The sequence below is a fragment of the Anaeromyxobacter soli genome (genome assembly GCF_022808855.1).
GTDB classification, from domain to species: domain Bacteria; phylum Myxococcota; class Myxococcia; order Myxococcales; family Anaeromyxobacteraceae; genus Anaeromyxobacter; species Anaeromyxobacter soli.
Map to the genome: position 1 here is coordinate 54,857 of NZ_JAKZLF010000006.1, position 20,639 is coordinate 75,495.

The following is a 20,639-nucleotide window of genomic DNA, read 5'->3' on the forward strand; positions in this document are numbered from 1 at the left end:
CGCGCTACCGGACTGGGGGCCGCCCGTGGCGGGCGGCGCCACCGTCACACGCCTGCGAACCACTCGTAGCCCTGGTCTTCCCAGTACCCGCCGGTCCGCACCGGGAGGAAGCTCACCTCGGTGAGGTACTTCACCATCTTGTAGCCGAGCTTCACGGCGGAGTAGAGGCGCAAGGGCGCGCCGTGCTCCCGCTGCAGCGGCGCGCCGTTCATCCCGTACGCGAGGATCGTCTGCGGGTGGAGCGCGCTCTCGAGGTCCCAGGACGACCAGTACCCGGAGTCGAAGGAACGGAACTCGACGTAGCGCGCCCGCCGGTCGACGCCGGCGAGCCGGGCGAGCTCGGCGAGGCGGACGCCGTCCCAGGAGGCGACCGCGGACCACCCCTCTACGCAGTGGTGGCGAACGCGCGTGCGCGTGGCCGGGAGGCGCCGGAGCTCCGCGACGGACAGGGTGAGCGGGCGCGCGACGAGTCCCCGCACCGCGAGCGCCCAGCCGGCGGGCGCGACGGGGAGCTCCCTCGAGATCTTGTACGCCGGGAAGTCCTCGGGGGCGCTCTCCTCCCCCTCGGAGAGCTCGGGGGCGAGCCGGCCCGGATCGAACAGCGCGCGCTGGAAGCGCTCGTTGACGTTCTCCATCAGGCCGAGGAACCCCGCGTGCGGGCGATCGCCGTCGCACGCGAGCCCGCCGAGCGCGAGGAGCCCGGCCGAGCGGAGCCCACCCGAGAGGAAGTTCCGTCGCGTCGAGCTCATGGCGCCTCCTCCGGGAGCCGCGTCTCCCGCGGAGCCCGGCGCTCCTCCGGGCCGAGGTCCCGCCCGACCGTCATGCCGGCGAGCGTCCGCGGGTGAAGCACCACCTGGACCACGTGGACGACGGTGAAGAGCGCGAGCCCCGCGAGCACGAGCAGGTGAATGGCGCGGGCGGCGTCGTAACCGCCGAGGAGCGCGGTGAGGAGCGAGAGCTGCACCGGCTTGTACATGGCGAGGCCCGAGAGGACGAGGAGCGGAGCGGCCGCGAGGACCCCCGTGTACGTGAGCCGCTGCATGCCGTTGTAGAGGCCGACCGGCGGCGGAGCCTCCCTGCGCAGCCGCAGATCGTGGAGGAGGGTGCCCCACGCGTTCCGCGCGTCGCGGCGCGGGGAGAAGAGCCGCCGCCGCCACTCGCCGCTCGCGAAGAGATACACGCCGTAGACGAGCGCGTTCGCGACGAAGAGCCAGGCGAAGGCGAAGTGCCAGTGTCGCGCCCCGGCGAGCCACCCGCCGATCGTCAGGGCGTCGGGCGGGCGCATGCCCTGCAGCAGATACCAGCCGTAGTCCCGGCCGCGCTCGCCGAGGAAGGGGTACGCGGCCAGGATGCGGAGCCCGCTCCCGGCCATGACGACGAGGAAGACGAGGTTGGCCCAGTGGGTGGTCCGGATGAGCCAGGGCTGCTTGGAGCGAGGCATCGCTTCGGGAGGTACGAGGGAGGCGGGGTTTCGTTACGCGCCGGGCGGGGGTGCGGCGTACGGCGGGCCGCCAGAGCCCATCGGCTAGAATCCTCTAATGCCATCAACTCCCCGCGGCGCCCCGGGAGCGCCGATGCGAACGCTCGAGCGCGTGGTGATCTGCGGCGCGGGGGCGGTGGGCAGCGCCTACGCCGAGCGCTTCCAGGACACGGACGGCGCGGACCTCTCCGTCGTCGCGGGCGGTGAGCGCCGCGAGCGCCTCCTGCGGGAGGGACTCACCGTGAATGGACGGCGCATCGACGTGCGGGTGATCGCGCCCGGCGAGCCGGGTCCGCCCGCGGACCTCCTGCTCGTCGCGGTGAAGCACCCCCAGCTCGCCGCCGCCATCGAGGACGTTCGCTCCCGGGTGGGCGAGAGGACGATCATCCTCCCGCTCCTGAACGGCATCACGAGCGAGGCGGCCCTCGCGCGCGCGTTCGGGGCCGAGAAGGTGCTGCACGCCTTCGTGGTCGGCAACGACGTGGTCCGGGAAGGGACCCACGTCCGCTACGCGAACATCGGCCGGCTCGTCTTCGGCGCGCCCTCCAACGACCGGGGCGATCCGCGCGTGGTCGCGGTCGAGGCGCTCCTCGCGCGCGCCGGCATCCCCGCCGTGGTCCCCGCCGACATCCTCCGCGAGCAGTGGTGGAAGTTCATGCTCAACGTGGGGGTGAACCAGGTCTCGGCCGTCCTGCGGGTCCCCTATCGCGCGTTCGGCGCCGTCCCGGAGATCCGCGAGCTCACGCGCGCCGCGGCGCTGGAGGTGGTGGCGCTCTCCGCGCGCGAGGGGATCGCGCTCGGCCCCGAGGACGTGGAGCGCATCTTCCCCATCCTCGCGACCCTCGCGCCGGGCGGGAAGACCTCCATGCTCCAGGACGTGGAGGCCGGGCGGAAGACCGAGGTCGAGATCTTCGCCGGCGCGGTCGTCGAGCTCGGCCGGCGACACGGGATCGCGACGCCCGTGAACGCGCTCCTCGGCACGATGATCGCGGCGCTCGAGCGGCTCGCCGGGATCCCGGGCTGAGGCGCTCCGAGGCGCGCAAAGGCCCGGACCGGCCGGGCCGCGCGAGGTGCGCGGCCGGCCGGACCGGGGGAGCCCGCTCCGGGGGGAGGCGTGGCGGGCTCTCTCCCGTTGCGGCCGCTCGTGCTCAGGACGCCGCGTGGGACGCAGGCTTCGCGAGCCCCGCGAGGGCCGGGGCGACCACCGCGGTCCGGCCCCGGGCCGCGCGCAGCGCCTCGGCCGCCGTGTACACCGACGCGCCGAGCAGGACGAGGTCCTTCACGAGGAAGCCGAACGCGGGGCCCTGCGGCGACAGCCCTCCTGGCGTCGTGAAGAGGAACGAGAGCGTGGTCGCGAAGATGACGGTCGCGAGCGCGCTGCCGATCGCCGACGCCACGGGCGAGAAGCGCCGCGAGGCGAGGAGGAGCCCCGCCGCGAGCTCGATGACGCCGACGAGGTTCGAGACGCCCTGGACGCTCAGGATCGCGTACAGCCAGCTCATGAACGGGCTGTTCGAGACGAGCGGCTGGATCGCCTTCGCCTCGAACCCGGCGAACTTCAGCCCGCCGAACGCGAGGAGCAGGAACACGACTCCATAGCGCAGGATGGCGGTGCCTGCGGCCTCGATCTTCGCGATGCGGTGCTCGACGTCTGCTGGGTTTCGCTTGTCCATCTGGTCCTCCGAGGGTTCGGGATCGCGGGCGCTGCCCGGGTCATGGCGTCGGGTGTCTCCGGCCGCGGGATCCGTTACGTCGCGGGCGAGCGCCGCCCGGACACGGCGGACACGGATCGGGAAGCGACCTGCTCCGCCGAGGTCGTGCGCGAGCGGGCCGGGCGGGTGACAATGATCGGCGGTGATCGTGGGATGGGTTCACCCGGGCCAGCAGGCCCTTGCTCGAGGCGCGCCATGATCGAACGGGTCGAGCTCGAGGAGCACGTCGGGCTCGACGACTACACCCGGTTCCTGCATCTCGCCGAAGGCGTGCGGCAGCTTCGGTCCGAGGCCCAGCCGTGCGTCCCGAAGCTCGCCGGGCGAAGGGTCTGGATGCTGAGCTCGACGCGGCAGGGCGGCGGCGTCGCGGAGATGATGCCCCGGCTCATCTCCATCATGCGAGAGCTGGGGGTCGCCACCGAGTGGGTGGTGATGCGGACGGACCGCCCGGAGTTCTTCGCGCTCACGAAGCGCCTCCACGCGCTCCTCCACGGAGAGGGCGACCCGCGCCTCGGTCCCTCGGAGCGGGAGCTCTACGAGAGCGTGAGCAGCGAGTGCGCCCACGCGTTGCGTCCGCTCCTCGCCGCCGGGCGACATCCTCGTCGTGCACGATCCGCAGCCGCTCGGGGCGGGCGCGCTCCTGAAGGCGATGCCGGGGCTGCACGCGATCTGGCGCTGCCACATCGGCCTCGAGGTGGAGTCGCCCATCGCGAGCGCCGCGTGGACCTTCCTCCGGCCGTACGCCGAACGTCACGATCACGCGATCTTCTCGGCCCCCGAGTACGTCCCCGGGTTCCTCGCAGCGCGCGCCTCGGTGATGCGCCCCACCATCGACCCGCTCGGCCACAAGAACCGCGAGCTCTCCCCCCACAAGCTCGTGGGTGTCCTCTGCAACTCCGCGCTCGTCGCCGGCGCCCACCCCGTGCTGACCCCGCCGTTCGCGCACCCGGCGCTCCGGCTCCGGTCCGACGGCACGTTCGCGCCGGCGGATCAGCCGAGCGACATCGGGCTCCTGTTCCGCCCCGTGGTGACCCAGGTCTCCCGCTGGGATCGGCTGAAGGGGTTCCGGCCGCTGCTCGACGGGTTCCTCGCCCTGAAGCGCCGCGCGGGCGACGGGGCTCACCCTCCGAGGCACCGGCGCCGCCTGGAGATCGTGCGTCTCGTGCTCGCTGGGCCGGACCCCGCGGCGATCCAGGACGATCCCGAGGCGCGCGAGGTGCTGGCCGAGCTGACCGCCGCGTACCGGGCCCTCGAGCCGGGCGCGCAGGCGGACGTGGCCGTCCTGACGCTGCCGATGGCCTCGGTGAAGGAGAACGCGCTCATGGTGAACGCCCTCCAGCGCTGCTCCACGGTCGTGGTGCAGAACTCGCTGCGCGAGGGCTTCGGGCTCACGGCCACCGAGGCGATGTGGAAGGCGGTGCCGGTCCTGGGGACGCAGGCCTGGGGGCTGCGCCAGCAGATCCGCGACGGCGTGGACGGCCGGCTCGTCACGCACCCGGACGACCCCGAGGAGCTCGCGCAGGTCCTGGACGAGATGCTGGCGGACCCGAAGCAGCGCTTCGTCTGGGGGCAGAACGGGCAGCGCCGCGTCCACGACGCGTTCCTCGTGTTCGGGCAGGTGTCGGAGTGGCTGCGGGTGCTCGGCGAGTGCGACGGCCCGGCGCGGGCCGCCGCGAGCGACGCGGTCAGACCCGCCCGCGGACCGCGATGACGCGCGCGGGCAGCGAGAACGGCGCGGTCGGCGCGCCGAGGAGCTCGCGGTACGCCTCGCGGATCGCGGCGCGCCGCTCCTCGCGCTGGGCCACGAGGTAGCCGCCGGCCGGCCCGATCCCGAAGGCGAACGGCGCCCAGAGATCGTCGAAGTCGGCGTAGCGCTCCTCGAGATCGATGTGGCCGGTCGTGACGTCGCGGAGGCCGGCGCGCTCCCACAGCGCGACGAGCTCCGGCATGCGGCGGAAGGGGAGCCGGGCGTCGTCGGGTGCGTTCGGGTCGAAGCGCCTCGCGGCCTCCCAGAACGTCCGGACGAGGGCGAAGCCCTCCGCCTGGAACGTACAGGCCGCCGCGACGCCGCCGGGACGGACCACCCGGCGCAGCTCGGCCGCCATCCGGTCCGGCTCCTTGACGAAGGTCAGCACGAGCTGCGACAGGGCCGCCTCGAACGTGCCGTCGGCGAAGGGGAGCGCCTCGGCGGACGCGAGGCGGACGTAGGCGCCCGGGACGCGCGTGCGGCACGCGGCGACGAACGACTCGGAGAGATCGACCGCCGCGACCTTCACCGCCCCGAAGCGCTGCGCCATCACGGCGGTGAGCCCGCCCGGCCCGCACCCCACGTCGAGCACCGGCCCCGCCTGCACGCCCGCGAAGTCGAGGAAGCGCGGCGCGAGCTCGCGCGAGTAACGCCCGATGTACCGGTCGTACGCGTCGGCCGCGACTGCGAAGGTCATGGACCCGGAGTTGAGCGCCCCCGCGCGAACGCGTCAAGGCGTGACCCCCGGAAGAGCCCCGTCGCCGAGGCGCGGTCGATCAGCGTGGTCTTGCCTGGCCGGAGCGCAGCACGTCGGCGACCCTGCGACGCAGCTCTCCCGGATCGCCCTTCGGCACCCAGCCGTCGATCGCGAGCCTCGCCGCGACCTTCCTGAGCGCCTGCTCGTCGTTGGACGAGTGGAGGAGGATGCGCACGCCGCGCGTCTTCTCCCGCCCCCGGAGGACCGCCACGAGCCCCTCGCCGGAGAGCGCCGGCATGTTCACGTCCACGAGGACCAGGTCGGGCGCGTTCAGGAGCACCTGCTGCGTGGCGCCGAACGCGCCCACGTGGACGAGGACCTCGTAGCCCTCCGCCTCCAGCAGCTCCTTCGTGCAGACGAGGTGCATCTCGTCGTCGTCCACGACGAGGATCCTGGCTCGGCTCATGGCGCTCTCCTCGGGGGCGGGGTGCCCGGCAGGTGAACGGTGAACGTGCTGCCCTCGCCTCGCCGGCTCGCGACCTCGACCCGGCCGCCGAGGAGCTCCGCGAGGGAGCGGGTGATGACGAGGCCGAGCCCCGTCCCCGGGTGCGACTTCGTGGCCGCGTCCTCGAGCTGGCCGAACGGGACGAACAGGCGCGGGAGATCCGCCTCGGCGATGCCGCACCCGGTGTCGGCGACGGACACCGCGGCGCCGCCCCCCTCCCCCCTCCCGACCCTCACGCGGATCGCGCCGCGGTCGGTGAACTTCGCCGCGTTCGACACGAGGTTCACGAGGATCTGGCGGACCTTCTGCGCGTCCGAGGCGACGACGGGCGCCCCGGCGGCCTCGACCTCCACCCTCACCGGCTTCTCGCCCAGGAGCAGCCGCGCCGTGGCCGCCACCTCCGCCACGAGCTCGGCGAGGTCCACCGGGCCGATCGACACGTCCATCCGCCCCGCCTCCACCTTCGAGAGGTCGAGGATGTTGTTGACGGTGCCGCGGAGCGTGGCGGCCGCGCGGAGCAGCATCGGCAGCTTCGCCCGCACCTGCTCGAGGTTCTCCCGCTCGCAGGCCATCCGCACCAGCTCCGCGAGCGCCACGATGGCGTTCACCGGCGACCGGAGCTCGTGGGTGGCGTGGGCGAGGAACCGGGACCGGAGCTCATCCACCTTCTCGAGATCGCTCGCGCGCGCCACCGCCGCCTCGCGCTCGAGCGCGGTGCGCTCGAGGGCCGCGCCCTGCTCCTGCACCAGCTCGCGAACGGAGGAGTACCCGAGGTACCGGCCCAGCGCGTCCACGACGATCACCTCGTCGTAGACCGACGCCGCGTCGCGCTCGAGCGCGCGCTCGACCGCGGTGGCGAGCGGGACGTCGTGGGGCAGCACGAGCGGGGCGAGGTCGGCGATGCGGGTCACCGGCTTCTTCGCGTACAGCTCGTGGCCGAAGTTGCGCGCGAGCTTCACGAGGAGCCGGCCGCGCGTGAGGAGCCCCACGGGGCGCTCGTCGGCGACGAGGGCGACGGCCTCCAGCTCCGGCCGTCCGAAGAAGAGCTGCGCCACGTCCTGCACCCGCTCCTCGGGCGCGACCCACGCGTCCCCGGTGAGGAGCCGACCGAGTGACGGCGGCGACCCGTCGCGCTCGGCGTCGGGGGTCCCGTCGGCGCGCTCCGGCGGGCGACCCGCGGCGCCCAGGCTCAGCGGCTGCGAGGAGGCGAGGCTCACGCGCGCACCGCCGTCTCGCACTCGACCGCGGCGAGGGTCGCGGGCTCGATGCGGGTGCCGCGCCGCACGACGAGGCGCGTGCCCCGCCAGGCCACGTCGCGGCGGAGGAGTCCCCACATCCAGGCCCCACCGATGACGAGGTCCTTCGCCGGGACGAGCGCGAGCTCGCGCACCCGGAAGCCGCACGGCCTGAGCGCCCGCGCCGACGCCCCGTCGAGCGCGGCCTTCGCCGCGCAGGTCGTCGCGAGGAGCCCGAGCGAGGCCGGCGTGCGCTCGAGCAGGGCGGCCGCCGAGGCGAGCAGCACCGGGTTCAGGAGCGCCTGCGCGGAGTACACGAACGGTCCCACTGCCTGCCGCTGGAGCACGCTCCACCGTGCGTAGCGCGCCGCGAAGTCCCGGACCGTCCGGCGCTCGCTCACGTTCTGGATCGGCCGCTGCCCGACGGCGACGCGCTTCCCGAGCGCGCGGCCCACGAGGAGCCCGAGCACGTAGTCCTCGGCGAGGACGTCCTTCACCGCCTCGAAGCCCCCGAGCGCCTCGAGGTCGCGCCGCCTGAACGCCATCGACTTCCCCACCACGATGTCGCGACCGACGAGCCGCTTCGCGGCCACCACCCCCGGCGCGACCGAGCCGGCGAGGTGCAGGTGATCGAGGAGCGAGCCGACGCGCGCCTCGCCCACGCCGGCGATGGGGTGCGTCACGAGCCCGACGGCCTCGTCCTCGAGCAGGGCCGCGATGCCGGCGAGGTAGCCGGGCTCGACGCGCACGTTGGAGTCGGACACCACGAGCACGCCGTGCCGCGCGGCCCGCGCGAGCGTGACGAGCTGGTTCACCTTGGGGTTCAGGCCCGGCTCACCGCGCTGGAAGACGATCCGGAAGCGGCCCGGGAAGCGCTGCGCCGCCTCGCGCGCGGGCCCGAGGGCGAGGTCCTCGACGCTCCGGAGGCCGAGGAGCACCTCGTAGTCCGGGTAGTCGAGCGCGGCGAACGAGGCGAGGTTCGCGGCGAGGCCGTCGTCGAGCCCGCAGAGCGGCTTCAGGATGGAGATCGGCGGGGTGTGGCGCGGCGTCCGGGCCGGCTCCCGCAGGTGCCGCCGCAGGGCCACGCACTGCACCGAGAGGAAGACGAGGCCCACCGCCGCGGCCGCGAAGAGAGCGAGGGTCGGATGGCTCGGCAAGGAGGTCTCCCGTTCCGCGAACGCCGCGCGCGGGCGTCGCACCGGAAGATCCTGGACGGCCGGCGTGGCTCCGCCGCGACGGGCAGGTGACGGTTCAGCGTTGCTCGCCTGGGCGTGCCCGTCGCGCGCGGGCAGCGCCAGCGCCATCAGGCAGCGGCCGGCAGCGGCCGGGCGGCCGGCGCCGCGCTCGGGCGGTCGAGCTCGAGCCGGCGCTCGGCGACGATCCGGCCGTGCGCGTGGACGAGCACGCGGCAGGAGCAGAGCTCGGGCGTGCTCCCCGCGTTCATGACGTGGAGCGGCCGACCGGCGCGGGACGGCAGCACGACGGAGGACGCCGCGTGCCGGTGACCGTGGGCGACGAGATCGCAGCGGCCGGCGAGCGCCTCGAGCAGGTCCCGCCCGCGGGCGAGCTCCGCCGCGTTGGGCCAGCCGAGCCAGCTCGCGAGCCGCTCCGAGAGGTGATCCTCCGGGAGCGGGAGCAGGTGGTGGTGCAGCATGAGGGCGACGAGCGTGCCCGGCGGCGCCGCACGCACCGCGGAATCGACCGCGGCGATGTCGCCGTCCGAGAGCTCGCCATGAGCCGAGAGGAGCGCCCGGTTGTGGGGGGCCGTGGAGTCGAGCCGGACCACGTGCAGCCCGGGCCGCGCCTCGACGGCCACCCTGACGGGCGGCATGAGGCGGCGCGCGACGTCCTCGCCGAGCCGGTCGTGGTTGCCCGGCACGACGACGGTCCGGTCGCGGAGCGGCGCGAAGATCGCCTCGAAGGCGGCCAGCTCGGCGCGGCGTCCACGGTGGGTGACGTCGCCCGTCACGAGCACCGCGTCCACCTCGGCCTCGCGGAGGGCCACCGCCAGCCGGGCCACGTTCGCGTCCGTCCGCCGGTCGCGGCCGAGGTGCAGATCCGAGATGTGCGCGAGCGTTCGCTCCACCGGTCCTCCTGCCCCGGCAGCTCACTCCGCGCAGGTGACGCGCCGGTGGCGGGACGATCACGCCCTCGTGAATTCGCGCGCCGCGGACGGGTTCACGTCCCCGTCGCGTGCCCGTCCCGCTCTTTTCACGGAGCCCGCCTACCGTTCGCGCTCCCCCCCTGGAGGATCTCCATGACCGAACGCCGTATCCGACCCCTGCGGTCCCACGACTTCGCCGAGCTGATGCGCCTCGAGGAGGAGGTCTTCGGCGGGCACGGCGAGTCGGTGCTCGGGCCGTACTACGTGCGGCTCTGCTGCGAGTTCTTCGCGGACACCTGCTTCGTCGCCGAGGAGAAGGGGCGCGCGGTCGGCTACGTCCTCTGCTTCGTGCGCGGGCGCGAGGCGTACTGCACGACCCTGGCGATCGCCCCCGACCTGCAGGGGTCTCGCGTCGCCGTCCAGCTCCTCCGCGCGCTCGTCGCCGAGCTGGGGACGCGCGTCGACGCGTGCTGGTTCACGGTGAAGGAGGACAACGTCGCCGCGCGCGCGCTCCACGCCGCGCTGGGCGCCCGCGACGTCGAGATCCGGGAGGACTTCTACGGACCGGGCGACCGGCGGATCGTGTCGCGCATCGAGCGGGCCGCGTTCGAGCGCCTCGAGACGCGCATGCGCAGGCTCGGGATCGTGGAGCGCCAGGCGGTGATCGCGGGGGCGGCATGAGCGAGCTCGTCCGGCTCGCTCCCGCCGCCCGGGACCCCGCCTCCCGGCGCGTCGCGCGCGCGGGGGCGCGCCTCGCCGGGCTCGGCCTCACCACCCTCGAGACGGCCGGCCGGGTCCGCGGGCTCCCGAGCGTCGCATCGCAGGACGGCGCCCGAGAGCGCGCGCTCGTCCTCCGGGACGCGGCGCGCCGCGTGCTCGACCTCCACGGCATCGAGGTGGAGGCGGACGGTCCGCTGCCGTTCGGGCCGGTGATCCTCGCCGCGAACCACGTGAGCTGGCTCGATCCGCTGGTGGTCGCGAGCCTGCTGCCCTGCGCGCCCGTCTCCAAGCTCGACGTCGCGAGCTGGCCGGTGATCGGCACGATCGCGCGCGAGCTCGGGGTGGTCTTCGTCTGCCGGAGCGATCCGGCGAGCGGCGCGCGCGCCCTCGTCACCGCGGCGGAGACGCTCGCGCACGGGGTGAGCGTGCTCAACTTCCCCGAGGGCACGACGACGGACGGCACGGACGTGCTGCCGTTCCGGCCGGGGATGTTCGGGCTCGCCCTTCGCGCCCGCGTGCCCGTCGTCCCCGTGGCGCTCGCCTACGATCCCCCCAGCCTGGCGTGGGTCGGAGACGCCACGTTCCTCCCGCACTACCTGACGGTCGCGTCGCGCCGCCGCGCGCGCGCCGTCGTCCGACTCGGCACGTCGATCCTCCCCACCTCCGGCGATCGCGCCCGGGACCTCGCGCAGGCGGTCCATGCGGAGGTCGTACGTCTCCTGAAGGAGCCCTGATGCCACAGGCATCCGCGTTCGAGTACCTGAGCGGCGGGCAGATCCCGTTCTTCCGGCTGCCCACCGCTTCCGCCGCGAAGGTCCCGCCGGGGACGGCGGCGGTCCTCCTCGGCGTCTCGTTCGACGGCGGCACCACCTACCAGCCCGGCGCGCGGCTCGCCCCCTTCGCGGTGCGGCGCGTGAGCGCGCTCGTCCAGGGATACCACCCCGGCCACGAGCTGCAGGTGTTCGACGCGCTCCCCGCGGTGGACGGCGGCAACGTGGTGTTCCCGCCGTTCGACGCGGCGGCGATGCGCGAGGCGGTGCAGGCCTCCGTCGCGGGCGTGCTCGCGGCGGGCTGCGTGCCGTTCCTCGTGGGCGGAGATCACTCCATCGCCCTCCCCGCCCTGCGCGCCGTCGCCGCGCGCCACGGTCCCGTGGCGGTGGTCCACGTCGACGCGCACCTCGACACCTCCGGGCCCGAGACCTGGGGCGAGCGCTTCCACCACGGGACGCCGTTCCGACACGCGCTCGACGAGGGGCTCGTGGCGGAGGGGCAGCTCCACCAGATCGGGATCCGGGGGAGCTGGGGCGGCGCGGAGGATGCACACCCCGGGCGCTCGCGCGGCGCGCGCCTCCACCCCGTGGAGGTGATCTCCGAGCGTGGCGTCCGCCGGCTCGCCGAGGAGCTCCGCCTCGCGATCGGGGAGCGGCCAGCCTATGTGTCCTTCGACGTCGACGCGGTCGATCCCGCGTTCGCCCCCGGCACCGGCACGCCGGTACCCGGTGGGCTGTCCTCGCGCGAGGCCCTGGGGCTGCTCCGCGCGCTCGCGGGGCTGCGCCTCGTCGGCATGGACGTGGTGGAGGTCTGTCCGCCGCTCGATCACGCGGACCTGACGAGCCACCTCGCCAGCCACCTCCTCTTCGAGGGGCTGGCGCTCGCGGCGATCGCCCGGGCGGCCCGCCGCACCGCGACCGCGGAGGCCGGCCGGTCGGCGGCCCGCTGAGGAGCCACGTCGGGGAGCGCCCCGACCCGGCGGCGCGCGCGGAGCGCCGGCGTACTACACCCCGGGTGCACAGGAACGGAGGCGAACATGCCGGATCTGGGCTGGAAGAGGCTGCTCTGCCCGGTGGACTTCTCGCCGACCTCGGAGTCCGCGCTGCGCGTCGCCTCGGCGTTCGCGCGCGAGCTGGGCGCGGAGCTGACGCTGCTCCACGTGCGCAACGTTCCGGGCTCGTCGATCCCCGAGGGGATGCTCGAGCCCACCGGCGAGCTCGCGCACGACCTCTCTGCGCCCGCCGACCGGCCGCTCGAGGCGTGGAAGACCGCCGCCGAGGAGCTCGGCGTACGGCGGGTCGAGGCGGTCACCTCGGTGGGCGAGCCGGCCGTGGAGATCACGGAGCTCGCCCGCCGCGCCGCGTTCGACGCGATCGTGATCGCGACGCACGCGCGGTCCGGCCTGAAGCACGCGATCCTCGGCTCCGTCGCCGAGAAGGTGGTCCGGCTCGCGCCCTGCGTGGTGATCAGCGTGACGCCCGAGGCGGCGAGCCGGCAGGGCTGACCTCCGCGCCCCGCGACGCCGAGCCCTCCGCCCCGTACTGCTTCAGCTTCCGCTTGAGCGTGGCGAGCCCGATCCCGAGCTCCGCGGCGGCGCGCGTCCGGTTCCCGCCCGCCCCCTCCACCGCCGCGAGGATGTACTCGCGCTCGACGTCCTCGAGCGGGCGCGTTCGTCCCGCCGGCCTCGGCCGCGGCATCGCCGCCCGCAGCTCCTCCGGGAGATCCTCGACGTCCACGCGGCTGCCCCCGCTGAGCGCGACCGCGTGCTCGATCGCGTTCTGGACCTCCCGGACGTTCCCGGGCCAGTCGTGGCGGAGGAGCTGATCGGCGGCGCGCGGCGTGAACCCGGTGAGCCTCCGCTTCATGCGACGCGCGGTCTCCGCGAGGAACACCCGCGCGAGCGGCAGGACGTCCTCCGGCCGCTCGCGCAGCGGCGGCACTCGCAGCTCGATCACGCGCAGCCGGTAGAAGAGGTCCTGGCGGAACCGGCCGGCCGCCACCTCGTCGGCGAGGTTGCGGTTCGTGGCCGCCACGACCCGCGCGTCCACCGCGCGCGAGCGGGTCTCTCCCACGCGCCGGATCTCCCTCTCCTGCAGGGCCCGCAGCAGCTTCACCTGCATGCCCGGCGAGACCTCCCCGATCTCGTCGAGGAAGAGCGTCCCGCCGTTCGCCGCCTCGAAGAGCCCCGCGCGATCGCGGTCCGCGCCCGTGAAGGCGCCCCGGGCGTGGCCGAACAGCTCGCTCTCGAGCAGGGTCTCGGTGACCGCGCCGCAGTTCACCGCCACGAAGGGGCGGCCGGCCCGGGGCGACTCCTCGTGGATGAGCCGGGCGATCCGCTCCTTGCCCACCCCGCTCTCGCCCGTGATGAGCGCGGTGGACTCGACCTTCGCCACGCGCAGCGCGAGGTCGAGGACGCGGTGCATGGCCTCGCTCCGCACGACGAGGCCGGAGCGCTCCTCCGCGCCCGGGGCGAGGCGCGAGAGCTCCTGCCGGCGGGCGCGCAGCCGCCGCTCGGCGCTGCGCAGCGCGGCGCTGACGCCCTCGAGCGCGCGGTCCACCGACGCCTTGTCGTAGAACTCGAGGTCGGGCTCGATCGCCGCTCCCCACTCCTCGCGCGAGCGGCCGACGAGGTGGCAGGCCGGCGCCCCCGCGCCGCGGCAGCGATCCTCGACGCAGTAGATCGCGCGGCCGTTCGCGAACGAGAGGTAGCCGCTCGCGAACCCGGCGAGCGTCCAGCAGACGGGCGCGTCGGCCTGGCCGAGGTGGAGGAGGTGCTGCTCCGCCTCGTACGACTCGTGCCAGATCGCCTCTGCGAAGGGCGCGGGGCCGTCGGAGGCGGATCGGACCGGCTGCTCGATCACCACGAGCCCCTGCAGCATGTGGAGCCGCCCGCCGGCGATCTGCCACTCGCGCTCGCTCTCCCACGGGAACTCCGAGCGCAGGCTCTCCGCCGTGCGCCAGCCGTGGGCGTAGCCGAAGCGCGTGAGGATGCCGCGCGCCGCGGTGAGGCCGAGGGTGTCGATGAGCTCCTTGCGCAGGATGCCGAGCGCCACCGCGTCGAGCAGGAGCGCGCGCTGCCCGGCGAACCGGATGATCCCTCCCGCGGGATCGAAGGTGAGCAGCTCCCTGAGATCGAGGTCCATCGCGCGCATCGGCCGTCTCCCGCCCTGATCGAAGTGAGCCGGATCGTATCATTCTGAGCCGGTTCACGATCCCGGCCCTTCCGTGATCGCCAGTGTTTCCGACAGTTTACTGCCCCGGGGCCGTGGGCCCGCCAGGTGCAATCTCCTATCCCCGGACAACGAGCCCGGAAGGGCGACAGGAGAAAAGATGGCTCAGGAGAACTGGCAGGTCGACGGCGCGCACTCGGGCATCCACTTCACGGTCCGGCACATGGTGATCTCCAAGGTGCGCGGCAAGTTCACGCGCTGGAACGCGAGGCTCGCGCTCGACCCCGCGGACCTCTCCCGCTCGACGGTCGAGGCCGAGATCGAGGCGGCGAGCATCGACACCGGCGTCGCCGACCGCGACACCCACCTGCGCTCCGGGGACTTCCTCGACGCGCAGAAGCACCCCGCGCTGAAGTACCGGAGCCGCCGCGTCGAGGTGCTCTCGCCGGAGCGGCTGCGCGTCACGGGCGACCTCACGATCCGCGACACCACGCGCGAGGTCGTCCTCGACGTGGAGTACGGCGGCCGCGGCAAGGATCCGTGGGGCAACGAGCGGAGCGGCTTCACCGCGACCACCTCCCTCAACCGCAAGGACTTCGGCCTCACGTGGAACCAGGCCCTCGAGACCGGCGGCGTCCTCGTCGCGGATCGCGTGGACGTCGAGATCGAGCTGCAGGCCGTCAAGCAGGCCGCTGCGAAGGTCGGCTAGCGTCGTGACGCTCTGCCCCGAGCTGCGCCGCCTCGCCGGCGAGCACGCCCGCTGGCTCGCCAAGATCGCGGACCTGGGCGCGGCCGACGCGACGAGGAGCGCCGAGCGGCTCCTCGACCTGTGGGACGCGGAGATCCTGCCGCACTGCCGCGGCGAGGAGGACGTGCTCCTGCCCGAGCTGGCGCGGCGCGTCTCCGAGGCGGACGCCGTCATCGTGTTCACGCTCGGCGACCACGTGGTGCTGCGCCGTCTCGCGCGCGAGCTGCGCGCGGCGGCCGGGCCGGCGCGAGGGGCGGTCGCCGCGAGCCTCGCGCGCAAGCTCGAGGAGCACGCCGCCTTCGAGGAGCGGACGCTCTTCCCCGCCCTGCAGGAGACGCTCGGGTGCGCGCGCCTGGCGGAGCTCGCCGCGGAGCTCGCGCGCCGGGCAGGGAGCGCGGGCCCCCGGCGCGCGGCTAGATGAAAGGCTCGAGAGCCATGCACGACCCCACCCACCATGCGACCGGGCGCATGCCCGTCCTCTTCGTGGGCCACGGCAATCCCATGAACGCGATCGAGGACAACGCGTGGAGCCGCGGCTTCCGGGCGCTCGCAGCGGAGCTCCCCCGGCCGAAGGCGATCCTCTCGATCTCCGCGCACTGGTACGTGGACGGCACCTACACCACCGCGAACGACCGCCCCGAGACCCTCCACGACTTCGGCGGCTTCCCCGAGGAGCTCTACCGCGTCCGCTACCCGGCGCCCGGCGACGTCGCGCTGGCGCGGCACGTGGTCGGGCTCGTGGGCGAGCGGCGGTCGTCGCCGAGCCTGGAGTGGGGGCTCGATCACGGGACCTGGAGCGTGCTCGTGCACCTCCGGCCCGAGGCGGACCTCCCCGTCGTCCAGCTCAGCGTCGACGGCCGGCTCGCTCCGAACGAGCACCTCGCCATCGGACGCGCCCTCGCGCCGCTTCGCGACGAGGGGGTGCTCGTCATGGGCAGCGGCAACGTCGTCCACAACCTGCGTCACGCGTTCTCGGCGTGGTCCCGCGGAGACACGACGACGCCGGACTGGGCGCGCGCGTTCGACGCCGAGGTCGCGGACGCCGTGTCGCGCCACGATCGGACGGCCCTCGCCGGCCTGCTCGAGAGCGACCTCGGGCAGGCGGCGCATCCCACCCCCGACCACTACCTCCCGCTCCTGTACGCGGTCGGCGCGAGCGACCCCGGGGAGCCGGTGCGCTTCCCCATCGTGGGGTTCGACATGGCGTCGCTGTCGATGCGGTCGGTGGTGCTCGGCTGAGGATCGCTTCCCTTCCCCATCCTGCCCTCCTGCGTGACCGCGCCGGTCACAGTGTGGCCGGCCGCTCCCCTCCGCTGCGGCCGCCGCCCGGGGAATACGGGCCCGTTCGCGCGAATTTGGTCGGCACGCCTCCTGCTATCAGCCCCTCCGAACCGCGTCCGCCCAGGCGAACGCACATCCGACTGGAGAAGTCCCCGATGACCACCAAGTCCTTCCTCCTGCCCGTCGCGGCCGCGTTCGCCTTCGCGGCGGCGCCGGCGCTCGCCCAGCACGATCACGGCTCCATGCACGGCTCCATGCACGAAGGCGCGGCGCCCGCGAGCGCGGCGCAGGGCATCGCCGAGGGCACGGTCGCGAACGGCGTCCGCACGGTGAACCTCACCGTCACGGACAACGGCTTCGAGCCGTCGAAGGTGAAGGCGAAGAAGGGCGAGAAGCTGCGCCTCGTCGTGACGCGCAAGACGAACAGCACGTGCGCGAAGGAGATCGTCATCAAGGACCACGGCATCAACCAGCCGCTGCCGCTCGACAAGGCGGTCACGGTCGAGCTCGTGCCGGCGAAGTCGGGCGAGATCCGCTTCGCGTGCGGCATGGACCACGTCAGCGGCGTGGTCTTCGTCCCGTAACGCTCCGATCGGCCCGGCGCGGAGGTCTCGCGCCGGGCCGTCGTCTTCTCTCCGAGCTGCCGCGGCCCGACCTCCTCGCCGGCCGCGAGCGCCGCCTACTTCGCTTCCTTGCCGCGCAGCCGGTGGTAATCGGCCATCGTCTTCGCGTCCGCCGCCAGCTTGTCCGCGTCCTTGGCGAGCTGCGCGCAGTGCTTCTCCATCGTCGCGACGTCCTTGGGATCGCCCCGAGACTTCTTGTACTCCGCCGCCATCTTCCGGTGGATGTCGGCTTCCTTCCGCCACTCCGCCGCGTTCTCGTCGTAGATCTTCGCGAGCGCCGCGTGATCGGCCGGCGTCTCCGGCAACTTCATCATGCGGTCCTCGCGCGTGGGGTCGGCCGCAAGCCCCACGCTCGTCGAGATCAGGGCTGCCAGGAGCCCTGCCAGCATCACTGCCACGAGTCTCATGACTTCCTCCTGTTCCGGCGCGATCGCCTCCCCGCCGCTCCGCCTCACCCCGCGCCGCTCCTACCGGTACACCAGGGCGATCCCGATCTCTTTCCTGCATCAAGCGGGCGACACGGCGCCACTCCCGGTGGATTCCCCCGGGCGGCCGAGCCACGCGGAGCTTGCGGTCGCGACACCGAGACAGCCGGGGTGAGGGGCCTCACGCCGGCCGTCGGCCCGACCTCCGAGGCGTGATCCGCCGGGTTACGGTGTGGCCGCGCTGGCCGGGGCGACCGGCCCCGGGGCGCCTCCGGCCGCGCGGAGGGCCGCCGTTTCGCGCGATCCGCGCTCGGCCGGCCATGGCATGCCAGGTGCTAAAGGGGGCAGCGACCATGCAACCACACGATCCGACGGGCCACCCGCGACGACTTCTCGTGCGAGCGATGGCCGCCCTGCTCCTCCTCGCGCCTCAGGCGCGCGCGGACGCGCCGGCCGGGGCGGGCGCAGGCCTCGTGCTCCCGAGCGATCCGGTGCTCGCGGGCCTCCTCGAGCAGAGCCTCGCGGCTCGCCCCGAGCTCCGCCAGGCCGACGCCGCCGCGCGCGCCGAGCGAGAGCGCATCCCCCAGGCCGGCGCGCTGCCCGATCCCGTGCTGACCCTCGGGATCCAGAACGACGGCTTCGGCGAGATCATGGTCGGGAAGATGGAGACGAGCTTCTACCAGGTGATGGTGAGCCAGGGCCTCCCCTGGCCCGGCAAGCGCGGCCTGCGCACCGACGTCGCGCGCCTCGCCGCCGACGAGGCCGGCGCCTCGCTCTCCCGCGCCCGCCTGACGACGGAGGCCGACGTCCGCCGCGCCTACCTCGACCTCCTGCTCGCGCGGGATCGGCTGGACCTGCTCGCGCGCCTCGAGGGGATCTGGACCACGTCGGCCGGCTTCGCGCGGTCGCGCTACGAGTCCGGCGAGGGCGCCCAGTCCGACGTGCTCCGCGCCCAGCTCGAGCTGAACCGGCTGCGCCAGCGGCGCTTCGGCCTCGAGGCGCAGGAGCGGACCGCGGTCCAGACGTTGAACCGGCTGCGCGGCAGCCCCGTCGACGAGCCCATCCCGACCTCGACGAGCGTGCGCGACCTCACGCTCCCGGAGCTCCCTGCCGTCGACGCCGCGCTCGCGGACGCGCTCGCGCGCAGCCCGGAGCTGGCCCAGGCGAGGCTCGGGTCGGCGCGGGCGGAGAAGTCCGTCGCGCTCGCGCGGCGCGAGCGGTTCCCCGATCTGAGCGTGAACGCCGGCGTCATGCCGCGCGGGCAGCTCGAGCCGATGTGGCTGGCGAGCGTCTCCATCGGGTTGCCGGTGTGGTCGCACCGGAAGCAGAACCGCGCGGTCGCCGAGAGCGCGGCGCGGGCCGAGGCCGGCGCGAGCGCCGCCCAGGCGATCGAGCAGGTCCTCCGGCTGCGCGTCGCCGAGCGCCGCACGGCCTACGCGGCGGTCGCGGACACCGCCCGCCTCTTCCGCGAGGGCCTGCTCGTCCAGTCGCGCGCGACCGCCGAGAGCACGCTCGCGCAGTACCGCGTCGGCAAGGTCACCTTCGCCTCCGTGCTCGAGGCGAACGCCGGCTACGTCGCGGACGAGGACGGGTTCCTCGGGGCGGTCGCCGAAGCGCAGCGGATCGCCATCGGCGAGGCGGAGGTGAGCCTGGATCCGGTGGGCGCCCCGGGCGCCGGCGGAGCGATGGCGACGGGCGGGGTGCCCGGGGCGGGCGCCGCGGGCGGCGGAGGCGCGGGGGTGGCGAGCGCGGCGGCCGCGCCCTCCGCGGCGGCGGCCTCCTCGTCCGGCTCGATGACCTCAGGGATGTGAGACACGGAGAAACGATGAACACCGAGACGAACCACCCGAGCCCCGCTCACCGCCGCACCTTCGGCCTGCCTGCGCTCGTGCTCGCCGTCCTCGCCACCGCGGCGGTCGCCGGCGGCGCCGGCTTCTTCGTGGCGACGCGCGGGACCGGCGACGGCCACGCCCACGCCGGCGCGGCCACGGCGGCGAAGGAGCAGTGGCAGTGCCCCATGCACCCGAGCATCGTCCAGGACCACCCCGGCGACTGCCCGATCTGCGGCATGAAGCTCGTCAAGGTCGAGGCGGCCGGGGCCGGCGCCGCGCCGAAGAGCAGCGCGCCCACCGCCCCGCAGAAGGACCAGTGGCAGTGCCCCATGCACCCGAGCATCGTCCAGGACCACCCCGGCGACTGCCCGATCTGCGGCATGAAGCTCGTGAAGGTGGAGGGGACCGGCGCCGGCGCCGGTGAGCCGGACGAGCCCGCACCCGAGGGGCTCTCGGCGGTCACCATCGACGCCGCGCGCCAGCAGCTCATCGGGCTCAGGGTGGCGCACGCCGAGCGCGGAGCCGTGGGCGGGTCGTGGCGCACGAGCGGCCGGGTGGCGGTCGACGAGACCCGCGTGCACCACGTGAACGTGAAGTTCTCCGGCTTCATGGAGAAGGTCTACGCGGACTTCATCGGGCGCCCCGTGAAGGCGGGGGAGCCCCTCTACTCGATCTACAGCCCCGAGCTCCTCGCCGCGCAGCAGGAGTACCTCCTCGCGCTCGACACGCGGAAGCGGCTCGCGGCGTCGGGCGGCATGAGCACGGACGGCGACGCCCTCGTCGCCGCCGCGCGCCGCAAGCTCGAGCTGTGGGACGTGCCGCGCTCGGAGATCGCCCGCATCGAGCGCACCGGCGAAGCCACGCGCACCCTCACGTTCTACTCGCCGGCCGGGGGCGTCCTGACCAAGAAGGACGTGGTCCCGGGGATGCGGGTGAACGCGGGCGACATGCCCTTCGAGATCGTGGATCTCTCGCGCGTGTGGGTGCTCGCCGACGCGTACGAGTCCGACCTCCGGCACGTGAAGGTCGGCACGCCCGCCACGCTCGCGTTGAAGGCGTTCCCGAACCGCACCTTCAACGGGCGCGTGGCGTTCATCGACCCGCTCCTCGATCCGAAGAGCCGCACGGCGAAGGTGCGGGTGGAGGTCCCGAACCCCAAGGGCGAGCTCAAGCCGGAGATGTTCGGGGAGGTGGTGTTCCAGGGGACGAGCCGCGAGGGCGTGCGGATCCCCGCGGACGCCGTCATCCACTCGGGGACGAAGAGCGTCGTCTTCGTCGCGCGCGGGGACGGCAAGTTCCAGCCGCGCGAGGTGCAGCTCGGCGACGGCGACGCCGCGTTCGTCGAGGTGGTCTCCGGGGTCGAGGCGGGCGAGGGGGTCGTGACCCGCGCCAACTTCCTCGTCGACTCGGAGTCCCGCCTGCGCGCGTCGCTCGCGGCCCTCGCGTCCCCGGACGCGGCCGCGCCCGCGAGCGCCGGGCACGCGGGCCACGGCGGCGCCACGGCCGCGCCGCCCCCCTCCAGCCCGGCGCCGGCCGCCGCCGAACCCGCGGCGCCCGCCGCGAACCCGCACGCGGGACACGGACGGTAG

Annotated in this window: 22 protein-coding genes and 1 pseudogene; 13 read left to right on the forward strand and 10 right to left on the reverse strand. The window is 74.3% G+C overall.

The window, feature by feature from the left end; all coding sequences use genetic code 11:
- Positions 1–44 precede the first annotated feature (44 nt).
- Both MLV88_RS06500 and MLV88_RS06505 read right to left on the reverse strand, forming a co-directional pair.
- Entirely contained in the window at positions 45–749 is a 705-nt protein-coding gene (locus tag MLV88_RS06500; protein WP_242338260.1) for a molybdopterin-dependent oxidoreductase, read from the reverse strand.
- Positions 746–1,441 (reverse strand): cytochrome b/b6 domain-containing protein, encoded by a 696-nt coding sequence (locus MLV88_RS06505; RefSeq protein WP_242338258.1) that lies wholly within the window; start codon positions 1,439–1,441, stop codon positions 746–748. The genes MLV88_RS06500 and MLV88_RS06505 overlap by 4 nt, the downstream gene beginning before the upstream one ends.
- A 133-nt stretch (positions 1,442–1,574) precedes the next feature.
- Between MLV88_RS06505 and MLV88_RS06510 the strand changes: the two genes are divergently transcribed.
- Positions 1,575–2,504, forward strand: coding sequence for a ketopantoate reductase family protein (locus MLV88_RS06510; RefSeq protein WP_243337097.1), 930 nt, complete (start codon positions 1,575–1,577; stop codon positions 2,502–2,504).
- Between the two features lie 124 nt (positions 2,505–2,628).
- Here the strand turns inward: MLV88_RS06510 and MLV88_RS06515 are convergent, their stop codons facing one another.
- Positions 2,629–3,153 (reverse strand): YkgB family protein, encoded by a 525-nt coding sequence (locus tag MLV88_RS06515; RefSeq protein ID WP_243337099.1) that lies wholly within the window; start codon positions 3,151–3,153, stop codon positions 2,629–2,631.
- 435 nt (positions 3,154–3,588) lie between these two features.
- Between MLV88_RS06515 and MLV88_RS24795 the strand changes: the two are divergent.
- Together MLV88_RS24795 and MLV88_RS06525 are read left to right on the forward strand one after the other, a co-directional pair.
- Positions 3,589–3,705: pseudogene (locus MLV88_RS24795) on the forward strand (hypothetical protein); the annotation flags it as partial.
- Positions 3,706–3,796: 91 nt separating this feature from the next.
- Positions 3,797–4,903 (forward strand): glycosyltransferase, encoded by a 1,107-nt coding sequence (locus MLV88_RS06525; RefSeq protein WP_243337103.1) that lies wholly within the window; start codon positions 3,797–3,799, stop codon positions 4,901–4,903.
- On the opposite strand, the gene MLV88_RS06530 is transcribed toward MLV88_RS06525, so the two are convergent.
- The 5 genes from MLV88_RS06530 to MLV88_RS06550 form a co-directional block, all read right to left on the reverse strand.
- Positions 4,878–5,636, reverse strand: coding sequence for a class I SAM-dependent methyltransferase (locus MLV88_RS06530; RefSeq protein WP_243337105.1), 759 nt, complete (start codon positions 5,634–5,636; stop codon positions 4,878–4,880). The two genes, MLV88_RS06525 and MLV88_RS06530, sit on opposite strands and share 26 nt — an antisense overlap.
- Before the next feature lie 79 nt (positions 5,637–5,715).
- Positions 5,716–6,102 carry a response regulator gene (locus tag MLV88_RS06535; RefSeq protein WP_242338249.1) on the reverse strand — a complete coding sequence of 129 codons (387 nt, stop codon included), beginning with the start codon at positions 6,100–6,102 and terminating at the stop codon, positions 5,716–5,718.
- Positions 6,099–7,358, reverse strand: coding sequence for a sensor histidine kinase (locus tag MLV88_RS06540; RefSeq protein ID WP_242338247.1), 1,260 nt, complete (start codon positions 7,356–7,358; stop codon positions 6,099–6,101). The genes MLV88_RS06535 and MLV88_RS06540 overlap by 4 nt, the downstream gene beginning before the upstream one ends.
- Positions 7,355–8,533, reverse strand: a complete 1,179-nt coding sequence (locus MLV88_RS06545) for a glycosyltransferase (protein ID WP_242338245.1) — start codon at positions 8,531–8,533, stop codon at positions 7,355–7,357. Before MLV88_RS06545 ends, MLV88_RS06540 begins: the two co-directional genes overlap by 4 nt.
- Before the next feature lie 146 nt (positions 8,534–8,679).
- A complete protein-coding gene (locus MLV88_RS06550) occupies positions 8,680–9,462 on the reverse strand; it encodes a metallophosphoesterase family protein (RefSeq protein ID WP_242338243.1) in 783 nt (260 codons plus the stop codon).
- A 171-nt stretch (positions 9,463–9,633) separates the two neighbouring features.
- On the opposite strand from MLV88_RS06550, the gene MLV88_RS06555 reads away from it, so the two are divergent.
- From MLV88_RS06555 to MLV88_RS06570, 4 genes are all read left to right on the forward strand, one after another.
- Positions 9,634–10,161 (forward strand): GNAT family N-acetyltransferase, encoded by a 528-nt coding sequence (locus MLV88_RS06555; RefSeq protein ID WP_242338240.1) that lies wholly within the window; start codon positions 9,634–9,636, stop codon positions 10,159–10,161.
- Positions 10,158–10,934 (forward strand): lysophospholipid acyltransferase family protein, encoded by a 777-nt coding sequence (locus tag MLV88_RS06560; RefSeq protein ID WP_242338238.1) that lies wholly within the window; start codon positions 10,158–10,160, stop codon positions 10,932–10,934. Before MLV88_RS06555 ends, MLV88_RS06560 begins: the two co-directional genes overlap by 4 nt.
- Positions 10,934–11,920, forward strand: a complete 987-nt coding sequence (gene speB / locus MLV88_RS06565) for an agmatinase (protein WP_242338236.1) — start codon at positions 10,934–10,936, stop codon at positions 11,918–11,920. The genes MLV88_RS06560 and speB overlap by 1 nt, the downstream gene beginning before the upstream one ends.
- 87 nt (positions 11,921–12,007) lie before the next feature.
- On the forward strand, positions 12,008–12,475 hold the full coding sequence (locus tag MLV88_RS06570; RefSeq protein ID WP_242338234.1) for a universal stress protein: 468 nt from the start codon (positions 12,008–12,010) through the stop codon (positions 12,473–12,475).
- Here MLV88_RS06570 and MLV88_RS06575 read toward each other — a convergent pair.
- Positions 12,438–14,123, reverse strand: coding sequence for a sigma-54-dependent Fis family transcriptional regulator (locus tag MLV88_RS06575; RefSeq protein WP_242338232.1), 1,686 nt, complete (start codon positions 14,121–14,123; stop codon positions 12,438–12,440). The genes MLV88_RS06570 and MLV88_RS06575 overlap by 38 nt on opposite strands.
- Positions 14,124–14,301: 178 nt before the next feature.
- On the opposite strand from MLV88_RS06575, the gene MLV88_RS06580 reads away from it, so the two are divergent.
- The 4 genes from MLV88_RS06580 to MLV88_RS06595 all read left to right on the forward strand — a co-directional run bounded on the left by MLV88_RS06580 (position 14,302) and on the right by MLV88_RS06595 (position 16,754).
- Entirely contained in the window at positions 14,302–14,850 is a 549-nt protein-coding gene (locus MLV88_RS06580) for a YceI family protein (protein WP_242338230.1), read from the forward strand.
- Between the two features lie 4 nt (positions 14,851–14,854).
- A complete protein-coding gene (locus MLV88_RS06585) occupies positions 14,855–15,310 on the forward strand; it encodes a hemerythrin domain-containing protein (RefSeq protein ID WP_242338229.1) in 456 nt (151 codons plus the stop codon).
- A 14-nt stretch (positions 15,311–15,324) separates the two neighbouring features.
- Positions 15,325–16,128 carry a 4,5-DOPA-extradiol-dioxygenase gene (gene ygiD / locus MLV88_RS06590; protein ID WP_242352987.1) on the forward strand — a complete coding sequence of 268 codons (804 nt, stop codon included), beginning with the start codon at positions 15,325–15,327 and terminating at the stop codon, positions 16,126–16,128.
- Positions 16,129–16,325: 197 nt separating this feature from the next.
- Complete coding sequence (locus MLV88_RS06595; RefSeq protein ID WP_242338225.1) at positions 16,326–16,754, forward strand: cupredoxin domain-containing protein; 429 nt, start codon at positions 16,326–16,328, stop codon at positions 16,752–16,754.
- Between the two features lie 95 nt (positions 16,755–16,849).
- Here the strand turns inward: MLV88_RS06595 and MLV88_RS06600 are convergent, their stop codons facing one another.
- A complete protein-coding gene (locus MLV88_RS06600) occupies positions 16,850–17,200 on the reverse strand; it encodes a hypothetical protein (RefSeq protein WP_242338223.1) in 351 nt (116 codons plus the stop codon).
- A gap of 422 nt (positions 17,201–17,622) precedes the next feature.
- Between MLV88_RS06600 and MLV88_RS06605 the strand changes: the two genes are divergently transcribed.
- A complete protein-coding gene (locus tag MLV88_RS06605) occupies positions 17,623–19,029 on the forward strand; it encodes a TolC family protein (RefSeq protein WP_242338221.1) in 1,407 nt (468 codons plus the stop codon).
- A 14-nt stretch (positions 19,030–19,043) separates the two neighbouring features.
- The gene (locus MLV88_RS06610) at positions 19,044–20,639 is read left to right on the forward strand and encodes an efflux RND transporter periplasmic adaptor subunit (protein ID WP_243337107.1); all 1,596 of its coding nucleotides are present in this window, start codon (positions 19,044–19,046) and stop codon (positions 20,637–20,639) included.